This is a genomic window from Exiguobacterium qingdaonense, assembly GCF_018617855.1.
Classification (GTDB): Bacteria; Bacillota; Bacilli; order Exiguobacteriales; family Exiguobacteriaceae; genus Exiguobacterium; species Exiguobacterium qingdaonense.
In genome coordinates this window covers 555,290-574,803 of sequence record NZ_JACSKY010000001.1, presented here as the reverse complement: position 1 = coordinate 574,803, position 19,514 = coordinate 555,290, and the positions used below count along the sequence as shown (strand labels likewise).

The following is a 19,514-nucleotide window of genomic DNA, read 5'->3' as shown; positions in this document are numbered from 1 at the left end:
TTTGATATGAAGCGAAAACAAATCATCCTCCTACTCGTCGTAGGGTTGATTGTGACAAGTATCGGTTGGCTCTTCGTTCAACTTCGAGCCGACCACGACTTGTCAACGTTGTCCGGGGCGTCACTCGTGGACGAGTTGGCGAGTCGAACTGAAGTGACGACGGAAGAAATGAACGATTTTCAACAGCGTGGCGAATGGGACGCTGTCGTTTACGCATTGACGCATGACCTCGTCGACCCGACGATTGATCAAATGGATTATGCCTTGTCAGAGGGGACGCCAGACGTCTTGGGAGCGTATTTGCAGTCTGAAATAGACCCGTTCCAGTCGATTGACAATGAGCCGATCCTCGCCTCGTTGTTCAATGAAAATGAAGATCCGTCATATTGGAAAGTCGTTGTTTCGAAATTGAACGATGAACGCTTGTTGACGTATGCGGTAGAAGGATTGAACTATGAAGCGACCGAGCTGTTGCTAGGCGAAGGGTATACAATCGTTGAACCGGAATCAATCTTGCTACAGCCGATTCGTCACAATCAAGTTGAATTGACAAAACTTCTCCTTGACCATGGTGCGACATGGACGAAGGCGATGGAACAGACGGCAAAAGACTATAACTCAGACCTTATCTTAAAGATGGGGAACTAAAAACCGGCTTCTTCTCGAGGTGAGAGGAAGCCGGTTTTTTGTGAGCTTATTTTAACTGTACGGGATGACTGACGAAGAACTGGAGTTGGTTCGTGACCGGGAGCGTTTCGAGTTGATTGAACACGGAGTCGTTGTACGTCAATTTTAATCGAGACGCTTCGGCTTCATGTGCGGGCACTTGCCGGTCAAAATATTCGGCCGGACGCAACCCTTCTCCATCGAACGTACCACGGAATATGTTCACTTCGAGTGGTCCTCGGCTATACAATCCACCGTTGACTTCTAGAATGGAGCCGACCGCATAGACGTACGTCGGGTCGAGCGAATCACTGTACATGAACGCCTGGAGCGTCGTCGGTGTATCATCGAACTCATTGATCCGGTTCAACAAAATCTTTCCTTTTGCCAAAAGAATGAGCGAGTTGCCTTTCTCGGCATCGATCGGGAGAATGTTGGCGCGGTCGATGAACGTGTCGCCGAGTGTATAGACAGTCGAGTTGAACGACACATTGCCTTTGATCGTCAAGTTACCCCGCACGATCAACGGACGAGCGATCGTCAGTTTGTCGAGTGATTCAATGACGACGTCCCCATCGAATAGAAGAGGGGCGTCAGACTCGGTAATGGATTCGGTGACATACATGTCACGATCTGAAATGGAATCCGGTAATGTCAGAATCGTTGGGTCGGATAACAGGTTATAGGCGTCAGCTCGAAGATACGAGGTCGGCCGCTCGATAATCGATGTCCCATCCTCTGATAGGACCCGTTCGAGTTCGAAGACGCGATTCGTGGAAGCGATGAGCCCCTCTTCAAAGATGCGAGAGTCGATGTCACTCGTGTAGGCGAGCGGCGTGCCGAGGTGACGATTTAAAAACTCGATAATCGAATAATTATATTGAAACGGTGAGAAACGACTCGGAGACACTCCGACGTCTGCCTTCTCACCAGCCAGTTCTGTTCCGGCGGTGAAATAGTTTTCTTGTTGGCAACTCAAACAGTTGTTCAGCTGTAACAAATCAATTCGACCGTCTAGATGAAGTCGGCTCGAGGCCACATTGTCGATAGTTTTTGCGACACCATCTAATTGGAAGTTCGCCTGCCGCATGAAGGTGAGCGGTCCCCCTGAATAAATATTTCCTTGGACGGTCGGCATGCCGTTTACATCGAGCTGTTCATCAGAACCGAGAACGTAATATAAAAAGGACGGGAGTGCCGTCAAATATAGGTCTTGCGTGTATTCGACCGACAGTTCGGGCTGCTCTGGATTCACTTGACGCGATGCCGTGACATTCACTTGAAGAATCGTCGTGAACGGCGCAGTCTGAATGGTGGTATCCGTCGCATCTTTTTTCAGTTCGATGGAATAGCGGACATCGCTGTCTGTCGTCAAATCCGTAAACGGTTCGTCGCTGACGAGTAGTGATTGTACGGCTGTCTGGAAGGCGGTCTCGGACTCCATATGAGCCGGGACTTCCGCTTCCCCGTGGAGCGGAAACTGCTTTCGGACTCCATCGGCGACTAGGCGGAGCGCACTTTTCGCATCTTCATTCAGTTGGGTGTCTTCCGTCCGGATGACCGTCAGTTTGTTCGTTGATAGATTCACTTGCATGGCGGCAAGGGACAGCACAGCAAGAGCTGCCATCGTCACGAGGACGAGCACGAGGACGTATCCGTCTTCACGTTTTCGCATCAAAAATGCCTCCTTTCTTTAAAATGGGATCGTACTCTCGAACGTAGTCACGGAATCAGAATCGTTCGTCTGGCTCAAATCCATCTCGATTTCAATCAGTCCCCCCGTCATGTAGGAGGGCCGTCTTGGGTCGAACACCGGGTCTCGCAATTGAATGGTCAAGCGTTCAATCGAGATTTGTGGATTGGATGGGGTGAAGGAGTCGGCGGAGAGGGTTAGGTCGGTCGATACATAACCGGCTTCCCGATAAATCATCCCTGCCTCTGAAATGTCTGGCGTGGACAACCGATGGAATTGGAACGTCGCGTCCACTTCCGTCACAGCATCGAACTCGGTCCGATTCACATCAGAGAGGACCGAGGCAATCAAATAATCCGCTTCACTTCGCAGTTCGCTCGTCTCGTTCGTCATTTGAAATCCGAGAGTGCCCGTAATGAAGGCTGTGATGATGACTCCACTCAAGATCGAAGCGACGACGACCGTGACGAGCAATTCGACGAGTGTGAAGCCGTCTTCTCGATTTTTCTGATCATTCAGTTGCCGGTACAGCCGTTTCAGGGAACGGTTCGCGCAAAGTCGCATTCGAGATGACTCCTTTCAAGGTTACGGGATTTCGTAATCGGTCGGTCGTCACTGAAATGTTGACCTCGATTGTATTTCCGGGGACAGTAGATAACGATTGAATCGTCGCAACGTATGTCTCCCCGTGAATCCGTGTGTCTTCACAGAAGTCGCACGTCGAGCTGATGCCGTCCCGATTCAATAGTTGATTTAGTTTGAGCGGTTGTTCAATTGAAGCGGCGCGGCGGTTCAATGTATGTAACGTGTTTTGGGCCACTTGATTCGCAATCGTTTGATTGAGACTATCATGGGTCGTCCTTAAACTCTGGCTAAAGATGGATAACAGTGAGAACGAGACGATGGAGAGGACGACGATGGAGACGAGCACCTCGACGAGCGTAAAGCCTTTTTCAGAATCCGACAAGATATTGACCTCCTATTCAAAAAAAGTAAAACAATCGGTAAATAACGTATGAAATACTGAATTAAATGTTATTTTTTGTACAATACATATTATACTAAAGTTATACGCTAATCGGATACATAGAATATAAGGCGAATCAGATACGGGGGGATTTTTGAATGAAGCGGTATGGGATGCATCTGTTCATTTTGATTGGACTTGTCTTACTCGTGACGTTGCCGACGATCGGACTCGTCAATTACTTGGACGCGTCCGCTGAGTCGAGTGCTACATATACGGATACGACGGTCGCTGGTGTCGACGTGTCAGGAATGACAAAAGAAGAGGCGAGCGTCCGTCTCGACAACGCGATCAAAGATTTTAAGACGACACCATTTTCGGTCAATTTGATGGATGGCACGGTCGTCGAGGTTGGAAAAGAGGTCGCGACGTTTGATGTGGCGAATACGCTCGAATCAATCGAGGACACGGGAGCCTATCCGTTATTGACGTCGATTGATGAAGCGAAAGTCGAACCTTATTTAGAAGGACAGCCCGTGACGATGACGACCCCTGCCTTGATGAATGCTGCGTCTATGCTTGAATCGACTGTGACGTTAGAGCAAGTGACAGCAGAGAGTGAGGTCGTTGCGTCCTTCACAGTGAGTCCGACACCGGCGATGCAGTCAACCCTTGATCGAATGAACGGGTTTGAGATGGCTGCGGGTGACATGTTTAGCCTGAAGGCGTTCGGCGAAGATTACGAGGCGCTGACGACACTCGGTTCGTCCTTCTATCGAATGTTTGCGGCCACACCGTTCGCGATTTTAGAGCGTGTGCCGCACGAGACGCTCCCTTCCGGAGTCGAGCTCGGATATGACACCAAAATAGATGAGCGCTCAAACTTTGCGGTGCAAAATAATGAAGCATCAACGTATGCGATTCTCGTTCTGAACGAAGGGGGAACGGTCACGGTACAGTTACTCGGTCAACCGTTTGAGGCCGCTTATGAGGCGAGAGTGGATGAAGTGAAGACGGTCCCTTACCAAAAGATCGTCCGCTTCTCATCGTCTCTTCCATCTGGAAGTTCGTCCGTCACCCAATCGGGACAAGACGGGCAGTCAGGTAAACTGTATCGAGTCACGGTGACTGATGAAGGGGAGAAGATGGAATTGCTCGGATTTGATTTTTACGGTCCAACCCCTGAAATTTTGACGAAGAGCTCGGTTCCACTTCCCCCGCCAGAGCCGGTCGATCCGGTGATTCCGGTCTTCCCGGATGAAGAAGAACCTTTCAATGATGATTCGTTTGAGAGTCCGCTTGAGAATGAACCACCCGTATTAGAAGAGGACCCTACAGATCAGGAGGCAGTCGGATGATTGGTTATTTGATTTTACTCGGCTTTTGGGTACTGGCCACACTGACGTTGTTTGCATTGTCAGTGCCGGCGATGAAAAAACGTGAAACGAAACTCATCATCAGCCTATGGACGATTCTTCTGTCTGCTGGTGTATATGTAATGGTAGAGGAAGCGCTCGTGCAAACGTGGTGGGCATGGCTCATTCTCGTCGCCGCATTAATTGGAGGAGTGGCTGCGAGCGTCTTCGTCGAAGAACGAGAAGTCAAGCAAGAGGAGGCTCCTCAAAGGATGGTGAAGTAACGTGAGACGAACGAAACGTAGACTAGGCGAGATGCTCATCGAGGCGGGGCTCATCACAACGAGTCAGCTCGATGAGGCGCTCGAACAAAAGCGTCCAGGAGAAAAACTCGGCGACGCGTTGATTCGGTTAAACCATATTACCGAAACACAATTGATTCAAATGATTCATGAACAGCTTCATGTGCCGATCATTGAACTGTACACCTATGACATCAATGTGACCATCACGAAGCTCGTTCCTAAAGCGTTGGCGCAAAAACATGACGTCATGCCGTTCGAGTTGAAAGGGAACACGCTCCACGTCGCGACGGCAGACCCGCTTGATTTGATCGCAATCGATGACCTTCGTCTGCAGACCGGTTTGAATATTGAGATCGGGATCGCGACCCGGGAACAAATTCGGAAAACAATTAGTCGTTATTATGAGATGGACCAGTCACTCGTCGATATTTTAAAAGACGACGCACCGGAAATCGAACGGCAGGAGACTGCCAGTCGAGATGATGCACCGATCATCCGCCTCGTGAACCAACTGTTCTTGAGTGCGATTGACCAACGTGCCTCGGACATCCATTTTGACCCGCATGAAAAGCAACTTTACGTTCGCTTTCGGATTGACGGGGATTTGCGCACGGAAACGGTCTATCCGAAGAAGATCCAAAGCGTGATGCTGACGCGTCTTAAAGTCATGAGTAATCTCGATATCACCGAGACTCGCCTACCGCAAGACGGGCGGATCAAGTACACGTTGCGCAACCGGGCATACGACTTCCGGGTATCGACGCTTCCGACGATGTATGGAGAGAAAATCGTCATTCGGGTCCTCGATTCGTCTCAAGGGCTGACCGATTTGACAAAACTCGGATTCGGCGAACGGAACGAACAGGCGTATCGGGACATGTTGAAACGTCCGAACGGGATTATTTTAATCACTGGCCCGACCGGTTCCGGAAAATCATCGACGCTCTACGCTTCATTGAAAGAACTGAATGATGAGACGAAGAACATCATCACGGTCGAAGACCCGGTCGAGTATCAGCTTGATGGTATCAACCAAGTCCAGGTCAACGCTAAAGTCGGATTGACGTTCGCTTCTGGTCTTCGTTCCATTTTACGTCAGGACCCGAACATCGTCATGGTCGGGGAGATTCGAGATACCGAGACGGCTGAAATTGCGATTCGTGCCTCGCTTACCGGTCACCTCGTGCTATCGACGCTCCATACAAACTCGGCGATCAGTTCGATTACGCGACTCGTCGACATGGGAGTCGAACCGTTCCTTGTCGCCGCCTCGACGACCGGGCTCGTCGCGCAACGTCTCGTCCGTCGTGTCTGTCGGGACTGCGGTAAAGCCGAACCGGTCTCAAAAAGTGAACAGAGCTTGTTTAAAGCTGAAGGCGTGCAGATTGACCAGGTTGTGCGTGGAAAGGGATGTTCTTCATGTAACTTCACCGGTTACAGGGGACGTCTCGCCATCCATGAAGTCGTCCCCATCGATGAGGGGCTGCGCCGAATGATCATGAATCAAGCGACAGAGTCAGAAATGGTTGACTACGCCAAGTCACAAGGTGTCACGTTCCTGCTAGCAGACGGATTGGACAAAGTCGCGGCTGGTCTGACGACGACAGAGGAAATATTAAGAACGGTCATTACGGAGAATGCCTATGATTAACCAATCGATTGAGGTCATCTTGACGAATGCGGTCGAGAAACGCGCCTCGGATATTCATTTGACGGCAGGATCTCCCCCGATCATTCGGGTGGACGGAAGTCTCATCACGATGGGGGAAGATAAAATACTGCCTCACCACCTTGAAGGATTTTTGAAGGAAGTCATGACCGACGATATGCGGGAACGTCTCGAACGTGAACGAGATCTTGACTTCTCGTTCGGTGTGCCCCGTGTCTCACGGTTCCGAGTCAACGCCTATTACCAACGAGGGACGATTGCGATTGCGTTCCGTTCCATTTCCGGGGAAATCCCGACATTGAACGAACTGAACCTGCCGACCGTGTTGAAGCGACTGATTGAAAAACCACACGGACTCATCCTCGTGACGGGCCCGACCGGTTCTGGGAAGTCGACGACGCTTGCAGCGATGATTCATGAGATCAACCGAACCCAACGGAAACGAATCATCACGTTAGAAGACCCAATCGAGTATTTGCACTCACACGATCAAAGCATCGTCGACCAACGGGAGATCGGCTCGGACGTCATGAAATTCGTGAGCGGTCTCCGGGCGGCTTTACGACAAGACCCGGATGTTATTTTGCTAGGGGAGATGCGTGACTTAGAGACGATCTCAACGGCGATGACGGCTGCTGAAACGGGACACCTCGTCATGGCGACGCTCCATACATCGAGCGCGATGTCGACTGTGAGTCGGATCATCGATGCGTTTCCCGCAGAACAGCAAGACCAAATCCGAACACAACTCGCAAACGTCCTTCTCGGGGTCGTCAGTCAACGATTATTTCCTCGGATTGATGTCCCGAAAGGTCGTGTTGCCGCGATGGAAATCATGTTAGGGAACCCTGCGGTAGCGAACTTGATTCGGAATGAAAAAGAGTTTCAGTTGCCGACCGTCATACAGACGAGTCGCCAGCAAGGCATGCAGTCGATGGATGCCGCCATCGAGCAACTAGTGCGGCAAGGGATCATCAATCCGAATGCCATTCCGACAGAAGAGACGAGGTGATGAGTGATGGCGATTTTCCAATACGAAGGGAAGCTACTGAACGGTAAACGCAAGAAAGGCCGCATTACGGCCGTATCGCTTCGTGAAGCGAAAGACAAGTTACGCCAAGAATCGATTCTCGTGACGGACCTATCCGAATTAGAGTCGACCGGTCTAAATAAAGAAGTGAACTTACTTCCAGAGCGAGTGAAAATCGAACACTTGATCATGTACGTCAGGCAGTTCGCAACACTCATCCGGGCCGGCGTCCCGATCGTTCGTGCGACTTCCATTTTGCGAGTTCAAACTGAATCGAACGTCTTGAAGAAAACACTTAGTCAAGTCGAGGATGATTTGAAGGAAGGGGTCGCCTTCTCCGAGGCGGTCAAAAAGCACCCACGTGTCTTTTCGAACTTTTTCAGCTCGATGGCACTTGCCGGAGAGACGAGCGGAAACTTGGAGGAGGCGCTCGACCAAATCGGGCTCCAACTCCAAAAACAGTACGATGTGAAGCGGAAAGTCATTTCCGCGCTCACCTATCCACTAGTCGTCTCGATTGTCGCCATCGGTGTAGTCGCCTTTCTGATGGTAAACGTCGTCCCGACCTTCGCGAGCATTTTCGGTCAACTCGGCGGGGAGCTCCCGCTCATCACGAGAATCGTCGTCGCGGTCTCCGATTTCATCGCCGCCTTTTGGTGGTTGTTGCTGGCGTTAGCCGTTTTAGGGATACTTGTCTTCACTTGGATGCTGAAGCGGGACCGTGAGCGATTCGTCATCGACAGACTATTGCTCAAGATGCCGATTTTCGGGACGATTGTGATGAAATCTCAAATCGCGCTATTGACTCGAAGTCTAGCCGTCCTCTTACAAGCGGCGGTCCCGATTTTGACGGCGATTGAAATTACCGAGCGAATCGTCTCAAACCGCGTCATCCGAAAAGGGTTGACGGAGGCACGCGAGATGATGGCACAAGGGGTACCACTCCATGAGCCACTCATGCGCAACTCGAACTTCCCGGCACTCATGACACAGATGATTGCCGTCGGGGAAGAGAGTGGAGATTTGGACTCGATGTTAAATGAGGTCGCTGAATTTTACGAGACGGAAGTCGAGACGACGACAGATCGGCTGAAGTCGATCATCGAGCCGCTTCTCATCGTCGTATTGGCGAGTATCGTCGGGGTCATCGTCATTTCCATCGTCGTCCCGATGTTCCAAATCTATGGCGATATTCAGAATCAGTAGAAAAAATATGAAGGTTTTCAGAAATATACCTTTTCAATACTATATCTAGAAGGTATAGTAAAATTGTTCTACTTCTATTTAGGTCTAAAGTAATTCATACAGTTTAGTCGAAGTACATTACAAAAAAGGGGAGAATGAATCATGGTAGAAAAGTTGAAGATGATTTGGCAAGATGCCAAACAGTTAAAAGATGAGCGCGGACTCACACTCGTCGAGTTGCTCGTCGTCGTCGTTATTTTGGGGATTATCGCAGCCATCGCGGTCGTTGCGATTGGTGGGATTATTGAGAACTCGAAAAAGGATGCAATGGTTGCTGATGCGAAGCAGATGGTCAGTGCGGCGAAGTTGTATACTGCTTCGAATCCTGTAGATGCAAATACAACAATGAAGTTTGTAGGAACTGCTGCTTCAGGTGAAGCTGATGGTTCAAGTTATGTTGATAACTTAAAAGATCCGTTTGGTACGGATTATTCAAAAGCAAATGTAATCATTAAGCCAAGTGGAAATAAATACACTTATGAAGTTCAGCTTGTCGGTGATAAAGCTATTGGTCAAACAACACCTATTGCTGAAAGTTCGTTGGATAAAGATTCTATTAAAGAAAAGTCTACTGAATAATATTTATTCCGGCTGGCGCTGGGCACTCGCTCAGCCTAGCCGGTTTTCTATTTTTGGCATATACTGACAAAGGAGGATTCTCCATTGGTTGAATGGGTCGGTTTATTATATAGTATCGTCCTCGGGGCGGTCATCACGTCGTTCACGAACGTCGTCGGGCTCCGCGTGCCACGCCACCAATCGATTGTGACGCCGCGGTCTCATTGTCCGTCTTGCGGTCACGAGTTGTCACCGTGGGAGCTCATCCCGATTTTTGGTTATCTTGCGCTTCGGGGCAGATGCCGAGGGTGTGGCGAGCGGATCGCGCCGACGTATCCGATTTTTGAATTACTTGGAGCCATCGGATATGGCTATAGCTTTTCACTCTACGGATTTAGTGTGACGACACTTCTGGCGTTCACTTTCTTGTCGACGCTCTTGGCACTAGCGATGTCTGACTTATCGACGATGCTCGTGCCGAACGTCATCTTGCGCTTCATTGCCCCGGTTCTACTCGTCCTAGCGTATGTAGCCGGGGCGCAGTGGTGGATGCCGCTCGGCGGTGCGCTACTCGGATTTTCGCTCTTGGCGACTGTTTTTTTCTTGTCGAAAGGGGGACTTGGGGCGGGGGACGTCAAATTGTTTACTATGATCGGTCTCGTTCTCGGTCCGCGCGACGTGCTCGTCGCCTTGTTCCTGTCGAGTTTGATTGGGGCAGTTGTCGGAATCGGCTTGATTGTGACGAAGAAGATTGGTCGAAAACAACCGATTCCGTTCGTGCCATCGATCGCACTCGGGACGATGTTGACGTTTTGGTTTAGTGATAGCTTTTTTGATTGGTATTATGAGTTGATGTAGGGGGAGACGATCATGAGTCGTGGGATAGAGAAAGGGACGGGCGTCTATTTTTCATTTGATGCACTTAGCATCCATGGGGCCGTCATCAAACAAGGTGTGTTCAAACGAAGCGCATCGGTTCAGTTGGCGAAAGGGGCATATGGCGAAGGGAAGATTGTGGATGAGTCCTCGTTCAGCCTCGCTTTCGATGAACTGTGTCGCAAACTAAAAGTTCGTCGCGGGATGACATGTGCGGTCGCGTTGGACGAGACCGAGGTGTTGTCACGGAAAGTCGAGATCCCTTCTTCGATTCCGAAGGATGAGATTCGTGGTTATTTGTTTATGGAAATCGGAGGCTCCATCATTTTGCCGTTCGATGACGTGTCGTTCGATTATGAAGTGTTAGGAGAAGACGGTGTCAAAACGGACGTCATGCTACACGCCGTCTCGATTGAACTGACGAAGTCGCTACGGTCATATATGAAAAAACGTGGTCTCGCACTGAAGAAGATCACGCCTCGCTCGGTAGCGGTTGCGAACGGTGTCATGCGCTTGTCCGAAATCGACCCGCTCCAGTCAACGCTTCTTTGGCACGTCACTCCCTTCTCGCATCAATTGCTCGTACTCGAAGAAGGGCAGATTCGATTCATTCGCTCCATTGAGCTAGACACACCGTATCAAGTCGAGACAAAAGATGGGGTCGTGACGTATACATATAATGGAACAAGTGAGATGAAGGCGAATCAGTTGGATGACTGGCTGAACGAACTTGCCCGCTTCCTCGACTTTTATCGATATTCGCTACGGACGGATGGCCGGGCCATCGACGAACTATACGTTTCCGGCACCGTTCCTGAGACGGACGACCTCGTCCGGATGATTCAGTCCGAGTCACTCGTCTCGGTGACACGTGTCGAGCAGCCGCTCGCCATCGCCCATGCGACACCATTATCGCACCAGATGATTCCGCTCCTCGGTATGGCGACACTTCAGCGTGAACAGGATACGAACTTCATCAATTCGACGGATGTGACGCTTCGTTGGCCGATCGTGACGGGTCTTGTCGCCCTTCTTATCGGTGGGGGAGCCGCCGGATACTTGTACTATGAGGTCGATCAACTAGAGTCGGATCAGGCGCGAATTGAAGAAGAACTTCAACTTGTCGAGATTTATCAATCGGAGCAAGTGAACTCGAAAGCACAACAAGTGCTCTCGCTTGACCAGACGGTGACGGCGCTAGACGATATGGAAAAAGATGCGGTGCCTGCACTGCGGGCATTGACGGAACAATTGCCTCCGACGGGCTACGTCTTGACGTATAACTATGCGGATGGCTCCATCATGAGCGTCCGTACCCAGTTTGAGACGTTAGAGGATTTGAATGCATTCCAGCGCTCGCTCATGAATGATGAACGATTCCTAGACGTCAAACTCCTCGGTGTGACGACGGAACTGAAAGGCGATGTCAATGATGAGGAGGAAAACTCACTTGAAGAAGACCCGCTCCCACGTTACATCGGTGAGTTCACGTTTATGTTCCAGGACGTGGAGGAAGAGTTGACGGATGAAGAAGAAACGGACCAGGAGGTGGTGAGTAAATGAAACGCTCGACAGTCTATGCGTTCTTTGCGATTTGTCTTCTCGTGGCAATCATCACGCCTGCATATTTTGGGTACACCTATTTCATGAAACAAGGGGAAGTCGAAGTGCTTGAACGCGACCTCTCACTCGAACGGACGAAACTAGAGCTGTTGCGTCAAGAAGGGAAAGTCGTTGACGTGGCGGACTCACAGACGCTTCAGACGCGCGTCCCGACCGCGCCTGCGCTCGATACGGTCGTCGAGGCATTGTCGCAGGCGAGCTTATTGTCAGACGTCAATGTGACGAGTATCGCATTCGCGGACGGCGTGGTGGCCGAGTCGGAAGTGCCTGAAACGGTCGAACCGTTCAATCCGGCTGATGTGAGTGAGACGAACGAACCGGCTGAGCCGATGGACGTCGCGCCCGTCAATGCCTCGACGGTTCGCTCGACGGTGAACCTTCAGGCCGAGACGTATGATGCGCTCGTCTCGTTCTTAGAATCCATCGAATCCATGAACCGGATTCACGTATTACGGACGGTCCAATTCACCGGGCCCGCCGAGACGGGACCGAACACGGTCGAAGAAGCACAGTCGCTCGAATTTACTGTCGAGCTCGATGCCTTCTATCGTCCGGACCTCGACCAGCTCGTTCCGGATCGCTACATCCCGGAACCGGCGTTCGAACAAAAGGATATCCCGGTATATGACTACACGACACCGTGAGTCGACACGTCCCTTCACAATTGAGGGGACGTTTTTTTCGCCACGGATGATTGTGTTCAAGAGGCACGTTGCCTACAATCAACAGAGAAGAAAGAAACGGGAAGGAACCCCGTTTTAGAAGCAGAGAAGGAGTCGATACAATGAAACCAACACAGAAGCGTGTCATTCTCGCGTCGATGTCACCACGACGTACCGAGCTATTGGCGAAAGCAGGAATCGAACACGAGATCATCCCGTCGAGCGTGACGGAAGGAACGGATGGCGTGGAGTCCCCGAGCGATTACGTCGCCCGTCTCGCCCGTGAGAAGGCGATGGATGTGGCAAGGAATCATCGCGATGCCATCGTCATCGGTGCGGATACAGTCGTCGTCTTGAACGGGGTCATCTTAGAGAAACCGACGGACCGAGAGGACGCGAAACGGATGCTTGAGAAGTTGTCCGGCTCAACCCATGAAGTGCTCACCGGCGTGAGTGTGATCGGTGCGACGCAAGACTTGTTCGTCACGACGACGCATGTGACGTTCGCCGAGATTCCCGAAACCTGGCTAGCGGATTATTTGGATTCGGCTGAACCGTATGATAAGGCCGGTGCGTACGGTATCCAAGGGTCGGGCGGTCTCTTTGTCGAAGGGATTGAAGGGGACTTTTATAACGTCGTCGGGTTACCGATTCATCCGCTCGTCAAGACGCTCGACCGGCATGGGGTGACACCTCGCTTCCTGTGAACTTGAAAGTAGGTGAAGAAATGACCATGGTGCTTGACCGTAGTGTAGAGACCGCCATCGCCAGACTGCTTCAAATCGGGGGAAGAGGACCTGACCCGATGGAGACGGCACGTCGCATCTCAGACGTGTACCCGACGTTACGGGCATTGTCGCAAGCGTCCGTCCATGACTTGTGCAAAATCGAAGGGATGACGAAGAAGAAAGCGGAGCAACTCCTCGCCGCGTTCACGATCGGGATTCGATACGTCGAGGAACCGAAAGCGAGCATGCCGACGATTCGGTCGCCGCAAGATGCGTATGAGTTGTTGCGGGATGAGTTGAGACTGTTGAATCAGGAACATTTCGTCTGTCTGTATCTCAATACAAAAAACCAACTCATCGCCCGGAAGACGCTCTTCGTCGGTGGGCTCAACTCGTCGATCGTGCACCCGCGCGATGTGTTCCGCGAGGCGCTCAAACTGTCGGCGGCGTGCTTTATCGCCGTGCACAATCATCCGAGCGGGGACGCGACGCCGAGTCGGGAAGACATCGAGGTGTCCGAACGGTTGGTCGAGGCGGGCAATATCGTCGGCATCGCCTGTCTCGACCACGTCATCATCGGGGAAGACCATTACGTCAGCATGAAGCAGCGGGGATATATGAATGGGTGAGGAGTGGGGAGCAGACATCATGATGTCTGCTTTTTTGGATTTTATTCACATTTTCATAGAAGTCTAGAATACAATGAATAGAAAAACTCTGATGGACTAAGGTGATACATGTTCTTCTCTGTTCTCGTCCGTGTAAGATTCTAGAGCTATGGAGCCGTTCGATACTCGGTAGTAATAATAGGTGTTAGGGTCATTCATTAATTTGACACTTACTAAGTAATTTTTATCCTTTGGAAGGTTTGCATTAAACGCGGTAACACTCATGATTTCATTTTTAGGGACTTGCTTATCTTCCACTAAATGTTCGTACACCATTTCTTCTAACTGTTCCTTCTTCGAATCAATATAGAGGAACCACCCTCCAATGATTATGATGACAAATATAGTTAAAGTCGTGTAAATTCTCTTTTTCACTATAAATCCTCCTTTGTAAAAAGTGTTGATCATCATTATTAGCGATTCCTTTAAACTAAAAACAAGTCATCTTCCTTCACTATTCAATTGTACTGATTTTGGATAATGCGTATAACCTCATTAAATTTTGGATATAGTTGGAAAACAATGAATGGAAGTGTAGAATTTGAAGAGCATAGAAATAATGATGCATAAGTTTGTACATAGGAGGTTACCGAATGTCGCGAATCACGATATGGAATGTGATCGGATGGGGATTTCTTCTTTTCTTAGCAGTTAGTAAATCCTTTTTCAGTGAGCAATTGTCCTTGATCACGACTGGTCTGGGCGGATTGATTTGTTTGATCTTGAGTTTGTGGATGATTTATTCCGGAGAAGAAGAGTCATCACAACATTCGAATGAATTGTCTGAATAAAGATAGTTTTCTTTAATCAAATATGGATGTTGATTTAAAATCAAATGAGGTGCTTATATGGAAAAAATAATTTGGATTCTGATGGTCGGATTATCGCTTTTTGTGAGTTACATACATCTAGAACCGACTATCTTCTCTATCGTTGTGTTCATGCTTTTTCTATTTGTGAGCACAGCGCTATTTATGCGGTTCAACCAGGATCATTGGCTCGACCGCGTCTCACCGCTCGTCGGCGTCGGCATAGGGGTTCTGTCGCTCATCGCCTACCTTAGTCTGATCGCGTTCTCCTTGAGCGAAATCGACCAACTCGGCATGTGGACCGTACTTGTTCGACTTCTCCTCATGTACGTCGGAATCTACATATTCGTCATGACGACATCGAGCTTTTTGGCGGGAGCGACACGTTTGAAGCCGTCCCGGTTCTTTCGACCGATTCTAATCTTTTCGGTCTTCTTTTTTGGCGCGATGTTACTCATTCCTCTCCAACCGGGTTTGTAACCGTTCTCTCTTAGGCAGGCGCATACTTGCGTCTGCTTTTTTGATTTGCCTTTTTGCCGGAAAGAAGGCAAACTAATAGACGGTGAGACAGGACTGAGATGCGGTTATTGTAAATAACCTGTAATCGAATGAACGTTTTCAAACATGATTTTTCCGTTATAATAAAAAATAGTGTAACGAAGAGAGGAGCAACACCTATGTTTCGTAGTTTTAACCGAGAGATCGGAATCGACCTTGGAACGGCTAATACGCTCGTTTATGTAAAAGGTCAAGGAATCGTTGTACGTGAACCGTCCGTCGTGGCGTTCCGCACAGATACAGGTAGAATTGAGGCCGTTGGGAATCAGGCCAAGGATATGATTGGACGTACCCCGGGTAACGTCTCTGCACGTCGTCCGATGAAAGACGGCGTCATCGCTGATTTTGAAACGACAGCGACGATGATCAAATACTTCATGGAACAAGCACAAAAATCAAAAAGTGGTTTGTTCGCATCGAAGACGAACGTCATGATTTGTGTCCCGAGCGGTATCACGTCTGTTGAGAAACGTGCCGTGGAAGACGCTGCGAAACAAGCGGGCGCTCGTGAAGCGTATACAATCGAAGAACCGTTCGCGGCAGCAATCGGTGCAGGTCTCCCGGTTTGGGAACCGACTGGCTCGATGGTCGTCGATATCGGTGGCGGAACGACCGAAGTCGCAGTGATCTCACTCGGCGGCATCGTGACGAGCCAATCGATTCGTGTCGGTGGTGACGAGATGGACGATGCCATTATTCGTTACATCAAGAACAAGTACAACCTCATGATTGGGGAACGTACGGCCGAGACGCTCAAAATGGAAGTCGGTTCGGCGCGCATCGACGCATCGAACGAAGCGGAGAAGATGGAAATCCGTGGTCGCGACCTCGTGACAGGACTGCCAAAACAAATCGAAGTGACGTCAACCGAAGTATGTGAAGCTCTTTCGGATACGGTCGAAGCGATTTTGGCAGGGGTCAAGCAAACGCTTGAGCAGACACCTCCAGAACTTGCGGCTGACGTCATGGACCGCGGGATCGTCTTGACTGGCGGCGGCGCGCTCCTTAAAAACTTGGACGACGTGATCTCAGACGAGACACACATCCCGACACTCGTTGCGGATGAACCACTCGACTGCGTGGCGGTCGGTACTGGAAAATCTCTTGAAATGATGGACGTCCTCCGTTCGAAATCAGGCATCTCGTCACGTCGATGAGAGGTGAGACACGATGAGCCGATTCGTACGTAATAAAAAGCTCATCATCACGCTAATTGTACTGATCTTGTTTTTCGTCATTTTAGGGGTTTCGATTCGAGGACGATCGGAATCAGCCTGGTACCAAGACGTCACGCGTGATGTGGTCGGCACGTTCCAGCGAGTGTTCGCGGTACCAATCGGATGGATGGACTCGACAGTCTCTTCCATCTCAGACGTCCGCGACATCTACGAAGAGAACCGCCAGCTGAAAGAACATTTGACGAAGTACGCCGAGGTATCGGTTGAAGCGGATGACTTGCGTCGTGAGAATGAGGAGCTTCGAAAGATGGTCGAAGCAAAAGACGAGTCGTTACGAGACTTCGATGTCATTCCCGCGGAAGTCATCGGTCGGACACCGAACGATTGGCAACGCTACGTCACAATCAACGTCGGTTCAGAGCGCGGCGTTGAGAAGGGCATGGCTGTGACTGCGGCGAGCGGTATGGTCGGTCGTGTCATCCAGACGAGTGCCTATACGTCGCAAGTGCAACTGCTCAGCGACAACAACCGGACGAACAACGTCTCGGCTGTCGTCAAAGATGCGGAAGGGAAAGCGACGTACGGCACGATTGACGGATTCGACACTGAGACGAACGAACTGTTCTTCACGAAAGTATCGAATAGCGTCAAACTGAAAGAAGGAGAAATCGTATCGACGTCCGGACTCGGTGGACGTTATCCGGCCGGGCTCGTCATCGGAACGATCGAATCGATCGAGACGGACGAGTATGGCGTCTCGCAAGTCGCCCGGATTAAACCGGAAGCGGACTTCAATGAGTTCTCACAAATGTATGTGATTGATCGGACACTAGACGAACCGTTTCTGACGGGTCCCGAGGAAGGAGGAGCAGCGGGTGAGTAACATGAAAGTGTTCATCGCCCTGTTCCTCCTTTTTCTTATTGAAGGAACATGGGCATCGATTTTCTCATGGCATCATGCGACGCCGTATCTTCTGTTGACGCTAATCGGGCTGATGTTCGTCAGTCTGTACGGTCGGTGGGAGACGGCGCTCGGGTTCGGTCTTGTATTTGGGTTGCTGTATGACATCGTCTATACCGACCTGATTGGAATTTACGTATTTACTTTTTCACTCATTCCTCTCTTAGCCAGCTTCGTGTTAAAATATATAGGTGAGAACTTCTTCTCCGTCACCATCACATTCACGTTTATGATTCTCGTATTCACCTTTGCGATTTATGGGGTCATGGCGGCGATTGGTGGGACGTTGATGACGATTCAAACACTTTTGGTCGAACAGATTCCAGGGACGATGCTCGTCAATGCGATCACCATCGTGATTCTTTATTATCCGATGACGCGGTATGTGACGACACGACCTGTTGTGAAAAGAGGGTAGCCATGATGGAGCGTAAACGACACATTACGATTAAAGGACATCGCAACGGAATTGCCATTCACTTCAATCCGAAGAGTGGCATCGACGAGGTGCTAACGGACTTTGAAGCGACATTACAAGAAATGGAGCCGCCGTCCGGTAAAATTGCCTTGAAGTTGCACGCTGGGACTCGTTATATCGACGAGGAACTGTCACGTCAAATTCGTGAGGTCGTCGCTCGTCATGGCGTTTTTTATATCGAGGACTTGTCGAGCGATGTCATGTTGACGGAAGAGGCGAAAGCGACGTACGGCAGAAAGACGTTCCACTATCACAGTGGGACGATCCGGAGTGGGCAGGTCCTGACGTTTGACGGTTCGGTGCTCGTGATCGGGGACATCAATCCCGGGTCGGAAGTCCGGGCGACAGGAAGTATTTATTGTTTGGGTACGATACGAGGGAATGTGCGTGCGGGTGTCGAAGGATGGGAGGAGGCGGTGATCACCGCGAGCCTGCTCCATCCGAAGTTTTTAGCAATCGGTGAACACGTTCTCGCGTCAGACGATGAAGGAGAACTTCCTGAGATTGAGATGGGTTGTGCGTATCAGACGAGTGATGGGATTGAGATGACACGTCTCCGTCACGTCATGACTGGTCTGAAAGACGCATATGCAATGGAATTACAGAGAGGGTGAGTGGAATGGAGCAAGTAGTGGAGCCTGTACATACAGAAAAAGAAGTGAAAAACGGCAGAGCCATCGTCGTGACATCAGGAAAAGGGGGCGTCGGCAAGACGACGACGACCGCAAACATCGGGACGGGGCTCGCCTTGTCTGGTCACTCGGTCTGTCTCGTCGATACGGATATCGGATTGCGTAATCTCGATATCATTCTCGGTCTCGACAACCGGAGCATTTATAACCTCGTCGATGTCATTACGGGACAGTGTAAGTTGAACCAGGCACTCGTTCGTGACAAACGGTTCGAGGAGATGTACCTACTCCCGGCAGCACAGTCAAAAGATAAGACATCGGTCAATCCCGAACAAGTGAAGGAGATTGTCGATCAGTTGAAGACGGAATATGATTTCGTCTTGATTGACTGCCCGGCCGGCATCGAACAAGGGTTCATGAACGCGATTGCCGGTGCGGATGAAGCCATCGTCGTCACGACACCTGAAAAGGCGGCCGTTCAAGACGCGGACCGCATCATCGGCATGCTCGAACAAGCGGAGCACATCGAGGCACCTAAACTGATTGTCAACCGGGTGAAAAATCACCTCGTCGAATCGGGCGATATGCTCGACATCGATGACATCATGCGCATCCTTTCAATCGACCTACTCGGGGTCGTCGTCGACGATGAGGAAGTCATCTCGGCTGCGAACCGGGGAGTGCCGGTCACGATGAACCCGGACAACTATGCCGGACAGGCGTACCGAAACATCACGCGCCGACTTCTCGGTGAGTCGGTCCCGCTCATGTCGATTCAGACGGATGCGGCACCGGTCGGCTTCTGGGCACGACTCATGATGAAATTTGGAATGAAAAAAGCGTAAAGGCAACG

General features: G+C 50.4%; 23 protein-coding genes. 19 read left to right on the top strand and 4 right to left on the bottom strand.

What is annotated here, in order from left to right; genetic code table 11:
* Positions 1 to 6 precede the first annotated feature (6 nt).
* Positions 7 to 648 (top strand): hypothetical protein, encoded by a 642-nt coding sequence (locus tag KNP00_RS02920; protein ID WP_215142054.1) that lies wholly within the window; start codon positions 7 to 9, stop codon positions 646 to 648.
* Positions 649 to 694: 46 nt separating this feature from the next.
* Here KNP00_RS02920 and KNP00_RS02915 read toward each other — a convergent pair whose 3' ends face one another.
* Genes KNP00_RS02915 through KNP00_RS02905 form a run of 3 tightly spaced genes read right to left on the bottom strand, consistent with a single transcriptional unit; the run spans position 695 to position 3,326 of the window.
* Positions 695 to 2,341 carry a hypothetical protein gene (locus tag KNP00_RS02915; RefSeq protein ID WP_215142052.1) on the bottom strand — a complete coding sequence of 549 codons (1,647 nt, stop codon included), beginning with the start codon at positions 2,339 to 2,341 and terminating at the stop codon, positions 695 to 697.
* A gap of 18 nt (positions 2,342 to 2,359) precedes the next feature.
* The gene (locus KNP00_RS02910; protein WP_215142050.1) at positions 2,360 to 2,923 is read right to left on the bottom strand and encodes a prepilin-type N-terminal cleavage/methylation domain-containing protein; all 564 of its coding nucleotides are present in this window, start codon (positions 2,921 to 2,923) and stop codon (positions 2,360 to 2,362) included.
* A complete protein-coding gene (locus tag KNP00_RS02905; RefSeq protein ID WP_215142048.1) occupies positions 2,871 to 3,326 on the bottom strand; it encodes a prepilin-type N-terminal cleavage/methylation domain-containing protein in 456 nt (151 codons plus the stop codon). The genes KNP00_RS02910 and KNP00_RS02905 overlap by 53 nt, the downstream gene beginning before the upstream one ends.
* A gap of 158 nt (positions 3,327 to 3,484) precedes the next feature.
* On the opposite strand from KNP00_RS02905, the gene KNP00_RS02900 reads away from it, so the two are divergent.
* The 11 genes from KNP00_RS02900 to radC all read left to right on the top strand — a co-directional run bounded on the left by KNP00_RS02900 (position 3,485) and on the right by radC (position 14,006).
* Complete coding sequence (locus tag KNP00_RS02900; RefSeq protein ID WP_215142046.1) at positions 3,485 to 4,684, top strand: G5 domain-containing protein; 1,200 nt, start codon at positions 3,485 to 3,487, stop codon at positions 4,682 to 4,684.
* Positions 4,681 to 4,965 carry a hypothetical protein gene (locus tag KNP00_RS02895; RefSeq protein WP_215142044.1) on the top strand — a complete coding sequence of 95 codons (285 nt, stop codon included), beginning with the start codon at positions 4,681 to 4,683 and terminating at the stop codon, positions 4,963 to 4,965. Before KNP00_RS02900 ends, KNP00_RS02895 begins: the two co-directional genes overlap by 4 nt.
* Before the next feature lies 1 nt (position 4,966).
* Entirely contained in the window at positions 4,967 to 6,637 is a 1,671-nt protein-coding gene (locus KNP00_RS02890; RefSeq protein ID WP_215142042.1) for a GspE/PulE family protein, read from the top strand.
* On the top strand, positions 6,630 to 7,667 hold the full coding sequence (locus KNP00_RS02885) for a type IV pilus twitching motility protein PilT (protein WP_215142041.1): 1,038 nt from the start codon (positions 6,630 to 6,632) through the stop codon (positions 7,665 to 7,667). Before KNP00_RS02890 ends, KNP00_RS02885 begins: the two co-directional genes overlap by 8 nt.
* A 6-nt stretch (positions 7,668 to 7,673) precedes the next feature.
* Complete coding sequence (locus KNP00_RS02880) at positions 7,674 to 8,891, top strand: type II secretion system F family protein (protein WP_215142039.1); 1,218 nt, start codon at positions 7,674 to 7,676, stop codon at positions 8,889 to 8,891.
* Positions 8,892 to 9,032: 141 nt separating this feature from the next.
* The gene (locus tag KNP00_RS02875; RefSeq protein WP_215142037.1) at positions 9,033 to 9,509 is read left to right on the top strand and encodes a prepilin-type N-terminal cleavage/methylation domain-containing protein; all 477 of its coding nucleotides are present in this window, start codon (positions 9,033 to 9,035) and stop codon (positions 9,507 to 9,509) included.
* 84 nt (positions 9,510 to 9,593) lie between these two features.
* Positions 9,594 to 10,346: a prepilin peptidase gene (locus KNP00_RS02870; RefSeq protein WP_215142035.1), complete on the top strand. Its 753-nt coding sequence runs from the start codon at positions 9,594 to 9,596 to the stop codon at positions 10,344 to 10,346.
* Positions 10,347 to 10,358: 12 nt separating this feature from the next.
* The gene (gene pilM, locus KNP00_RS02865; RefSeq protein WP_215142033.1) at positions 10,359 to 11,927 is read left to right on the top strand and encodes a pilus assembly protein PilM; all 1,569 of its coding nucleotides are present in this window, start codon (positions 10,359 to 10,361) and stop codon (positions 11,925 to 11,927) included.
* Positions 11,924 to 12,631 (top strand): hypothetical protein, encoded by a 708-nt coding sequence (locus tag KNP00_RS02860; RefSeq protein WP_215142031.1) that lies wholly within the window; start codon positions 11,924 to 11,926, stop codon positions 12,629 to 12,631. Before pilM ends, KNP00_RS02860 begins: the two co-directional genes overlap by 4 nt.
* Before the next feature lie 140 nt (positions 12,632 to 12,771).
* A complete protein-coding gene (locus KNP00_RS02855) occupies positions 12,772 to 13,356 on the top strand; it encodes a Maf family protein (RefSeq protein WP_215142028.1) in 585 nt (194 codons plus the stop codon).
* A gap of 20 nt (positions 13,357 to 13,376) precedes the next feature.
* Complete coding sequence (gene radC / locus KNP00_RS02850; protein ID WP_015881143.1) at positions 13,377 to 14,006, top strand: RadC family protein; 630 nt, start codon at positions 13,377 to 13,379, stop codon at positions 14,004 to 14,006.
* Positions 14,007 to 14,102: 96 nt separating this feature from the next.
* Here the strand turns inward: radC and KNP00_RS02845 are convergent, their stop codons facing one another.
* Positions 14,103 to 14,420: a hypothetical protein gene (locus KNP00_RS02845; RefSeq protein ID WP_215142026.1), complete on the bottom strand. Its 318-nt coding sequence runs from the start codon at positions 14,418 to 14,420 to the stop codon at positions 14,103 to 14,105.
* A gap of 218 nt (positions 14,421 to 14,638) precedes the next feature.
* On the opposite strand from KNP00_RS02845, the gene KNP00_RS02840 reads away from it, so the two are divergent.
* From KNP00_RS02840 to minD, 7 genes are all read left to right on the top strand, one after another.
* Positions 14,639 to 14,836, top strand: a complete 198-nt coding sequence (locus tag KNP00_RS02840; RefSeq protein WP_215142024.1) for a hypothetical protein — start codon at positions 14,639 to 14,641, stop codon at positions 14,834 to 14,836.
* Positions 14,837 to 14,893: 57 nt separating this feature from the next.
* Positions 14,894 to 15,334, top strand: a complete 441-nt coding sequence (locus KNP00_RS02835) for a hypothetical protein (protein WP_215142022.1) — start codon at positions 14,894 to 14,896, stop codon at positions 15,332 to 15,334.
* Positions 15,335 to 15,531: 197 nt separating this feature from the next.
* On the top strand, positions 15,532 to 16,569 hold the full coding sequence (locus tag KNP00_RS02830) for a rod shape-determining protein (RefSeq protein WP_215142020.1): 1,038 nt from the start codon (positions 15,532 to 15,534) through the stop codon (positions 16,567 to 16,569).
* A 13-nt stretch (positions 16,570 to 16,582) separates the two neighbouring features.
* A complete protein-coding gene (gene mreC / locus KNP00_RS02825) occupies positions 16,583 to 17,473 on the top strand; it encodes a rod shape-determining protein MreC (protein WP_215142018.1) in 891 nt (296 codons plus the stop codon).
* Between the two features lies 1 nt (position 17,474).
* Positions 17,475 to 17,969 carry a rod shape-determining protein MreD gene (gene mreD, locus KNP00_RS02820; protein ID WP_215142284.1) on the top strand — a complete coding sequence of 165 codons (495 nt, stop codon included), beginning with the start codon at positions 17,475 to 17,477 and terminating at the stop codon, positions 17,967 to 17,969.
* Positions 17,970 to 17,974: 5 nt separating this feature from the next.
* On the top strand, positions 17,975 to 18,643 hold the full coding sequence (locus tag KNP00_RS02815; protein ID WP_240542659.1) for a septum site-determining protein MinC: 669 nt from the start codon (positions 17,975 to 17,977) through the stop codon (positions 18,641 to 18,643).
* Between the two features lie 5 nt (positions 18,644 to 18,648).
* Complete coding sequence (gene minD, locus KNP00_RS02810) at positions 18,649 to 19,506, top strand: septum site-determining protein MinD (protein ID WP_215142014.1); 858 nt, start codon at positions 18,649 to 18,651, stop codon at positions 19,504 to 19,506.
* The last annotated feature ends 8 nt before the right edge of the window (positions 19,507 to 19,514 follow it).

Coding starts and splice junctions, on each gene's coding strand:
- KNP00_RS02920 (WP_215142054.1), top strand. CDS start 7: ATGAAGCGAAAACAAATCATCCTCCTACTCGTCGTAGGGTTGATTGTG.
- KNP00_RS02915 (WP_215142052.1), bottom strand. CDS start 2,341: ATGCGAAAACGTGAAGACGGATACGTCCTCGTGCTCGTCCTCGTGACG.
- KNP00_RS02910 (WP_215142050.1), bottom strand. CDS start 2,923: ATGCGACTTTGCGCGAACCGTTCCCTGAAACGGCTGTACCGGCAACTG.
- KNP00_RS02900 (WP_215142046.1), top strand. CDS start 3,485: ATGAAGCGGTATGGGATGCATCTGTTCATTTTGATTGGACTTGTCTTA.
- KNP00_RS02895 (WP_215142044.1), top strand. CDS start 4,681: ATGATTGGTTATTTGATTTTACTCGGCTTTTGGGTACTGGCCACACTG.
- KNP00_RS02885 (WP_215142041.1), top strand. CDS start 6,630: ATGATTAACCAATCGATTGAGGTCATCTTGACGAATGCGGTCGAGAAA.
- KNP00_RS02880 (WP_215142039.1), top strand. CDS start 7,674: ATGGCGATTTTCCAATACGAAGGGAAGCTACTGAACGGTAAACGCAAG.
- KNP00_RS02875 (WP_215142037.1), top strand. CDS start 9,033: ATGGTAGAAAAGTTGAAGATGATTTGGCAAGATGCCAAACAGTTAAAA.
- pilM (WP_215142033.1), top strand. CDS start 10,359: ATGAGTCGTGGGATAGAGAAAGGGACGGGCGTCTATTTTTCATTTGAT.
- KNP00_RS02860 (WP_215142031.1), top strand. CDS start 11,924: ATGAAACGCTCGACAGTCTATGCGTTCTTTGCGATTTGTCTTCTCGTG.
- KNP00_RS02855 (WP_215142028.1), top strand. CDS start 12,772: ATGAAACCAACACAGAAGCGTGTCATTCTCGCGTCGATGTCACCACGA.
- radC (WP_015881143.1), top strand. CDS start 13,377: ATGACCATGGTGCTTGACCGTAGTGTAGAGACCGCCATCGCCAGACTG.
- KNP00_RS02840 (WP_215142024.1), top strand. CDS start 14,639: ATGTCGCGAATCACGATATGGAATGTGATCGGATGGGGATTTCTTCTT.
- KNP00_RS02835 (WP_215142022.1), top strand. CDS start 14,894: ATGGAAAAAATAATTTGGATTCTGATGGTCGGATTATCGCTTTTTGTG.
- KNP00_RS02830 (WP_215142020.1), top strand. CDS start 15,532: ATGTTTCGTAGTTTTAACCGAGAGATCGGAATCGACCTTGGAACGGCT.
- mreC (WP_215142018.1), top strand. CDS start 16,583: ATGAGCCGATTCGTACGTAATAAAAAGCTCATCATCACGCTAATTGTA.
- mreD (WP_215142284.1), top strand. CDS start 17,475: ATGAAAGTGTTCATCGCCCTGTTCCTCCTTTTTCTTATTGAAGGAACA.
- KNP00_RS02815 (WP_240542659.1), top strand. CDS start 17,975: ATGGAGCGTAAACGACACATTACGATTAAAGGACATCGCAACGGAATT.
- minD (WP_215142014.1), top strand. CDS start 18,649: ATGGAGCAAGTAGTGGAGCCTGTACATACAGAAAAAGAAGTGAAAAAC.